1 protein-coding gene is annotated in these 1888 nt (G+C 70.6%); it reads left to right on the top strand.

All coding sequences use genetic code 11. The annotated features are described in order from the left end of the window. Window positions 1–1888 (top strand): polyketide synthase dehydratase domain-containing protein (locus ACFVT2_RS43290; RefSeq protein WP_390027989.1); only part of this gene is annotated, 1888 nt, incomplete at both ends.

The following is a 1888-nucleotide window of genomic DNA, read 5'->3' as shown; positions in this document are numbered from 1 at the left end:
CACCTGGACCCCCTACTTCAACCAGACACCCACCACCCCCGCCGACCTCCCCACCTACCCCTTCCAACGCCAGCGCTACTGGCTCGACACCCCCACCCACCACTCCGACCCCGACGGCCTGGGCCTCGATCGCAGTACGCATCCGATCCTGGGCACGTCGGTCCAACTGCCCCATGGTGAAGCCCTGTTCACCGGACGTATCTCGCTCCACGAACACCTGTGGCTGGCCGACCACTCCGTCGTCGGGACGGCGCTGCTCCCCGCCACCGCGATCATCGAGTTGGCGGTCTGGGCGGGAGCACAGAGCGGCTGCGACGTGTTGGACGAGTTGACCCTCGCTGCTCCGCTCGCGTTGCCTGAGATCGGCGGGGTGCAGATGCAGCTCCACGTGGGTCAGGCCGGTCGGGACGGGCGGCGGACGGTCGAACTGCGGTCGCGGCCGGCCCGCACCGCATACGGCGAAGCAACTGCGGTTGCGGCTGCGGCTGCGCCGGATGAGGAGCGGCCCTGGACGACCCACGCGACGGGATACGTGGCCCCGACGGAAGCCGTCGACACCCCGCTGCACGGTCGCTCCCTCGGGGATGACGCGCCTGCGGCGCTCGTATGGCCGCCCGCGGATGCCACTGCGATCGACCTGACCGATGGTTACCGGCGCCTGGCCGAGGGGGGTTACGGCTACGGACCCGCCTTCCAGGGCCTGCGTGCAGCTTGGCGGCACGCGGCCGGACTCTCCGCGGAGATCGTTCTCCCGACCAGCCTTCAGGAAGCCACCGAGCGCTTCGCCCTTCACCCCGCGCTCCTCGATTCCGCTCTGCACGTCCTTGCCTTGGACGGGCTGACGGACGGCGACGGCAACGGGTCGGGAGCGGCCGAAATGCGGCTGCCCTACGCCTGGGCAGGGGTGCGGCTGCACACCGCAGGCGTCGTCGGCGCCACCCTGCGCGTCCACTTGTCGGCCGCGGGGCCCGAGACATACCGGCTGACGGTCACGAACGAGGACGGCACGCCGGTCGCGGAGGCAGCGGGCGTCGTCGTACGCGGTACGACCCGGGGACAGCTCACGGCGCTGCTGGACGGCCAGACCGCGCGCTTCCGGGAGCAGCACCGGTCGCTGTTCCAACTCGACTGGGTTCCGCTGCCGGCAGCCGCCTCCGGCGATGGTCGGGGTGCGGATCCCGACGGACCTTCGTGGGTCGTCCTCGGCGAGGGGCGGCCGGCCGAGGTGCTCGGGGTCGCTGCCGGCGTCAGGCGCCATCCGACGGTGTCGGCGCTGGCCGAAGCGGTCGTCTCAGGGACGAGCGCGCCCGAGTTCGCGGTGCTGCCGATCGCGGGTGGCACGCCTGGTCAGGGCGGTTCGGGAAGGGACACCGAAGTCGATACGGCGCAGCAGGCGCACGCCGTGACGCTGGGCTTGCACGCCCTGTTGCAGGACTGGTTGGCCGAGGATCGGCTCAGTCACGTCCGCCTCGCAGTCGTCACCGCTGGAGCGGTTGCCGCTACGCCCGACGACACCCTCGACGATCTGGCCGCCGCACCCCTGTGGGGCCTGATCCGCACCGCACAGACCGAACACCCCGACCGCTTCCACCTCATCGACCTCGACACCCCCGTCGACACCAGCACCAGCACCAGCACCAGCACCGAATCCAACCCGCACCTCGAAGAACTCACCACCGCCCTCGCCACCCACGAACCACAACTAGCCATACGTCAAGGCAAGTTGCTCGCCCCACAACTCACCCGAACCACCACCCCCTCACCATCGCCAGCACCCCCCACCACATCACCATCCACCCCCATCGACCCCAACGGCACCATCCTCATCACCGGCGGCACCGGATCCCTCGGCACCCACCTCGCCCGCCACCTCATCACCCACCACGGC

This window comes from Streptomyces sp. NPDC058000, from assembly GCF_042886435.1.
Lineage (GTDB): Bacteria > Actinomycetota > Actinomycetes > Streptomycetales > Streptomycetaceae > Streptomyces.
Note: the sequence above shows the minus strand (reverse complement) of the source record. Positions and strands in the feature narration are given on the sequence as shown.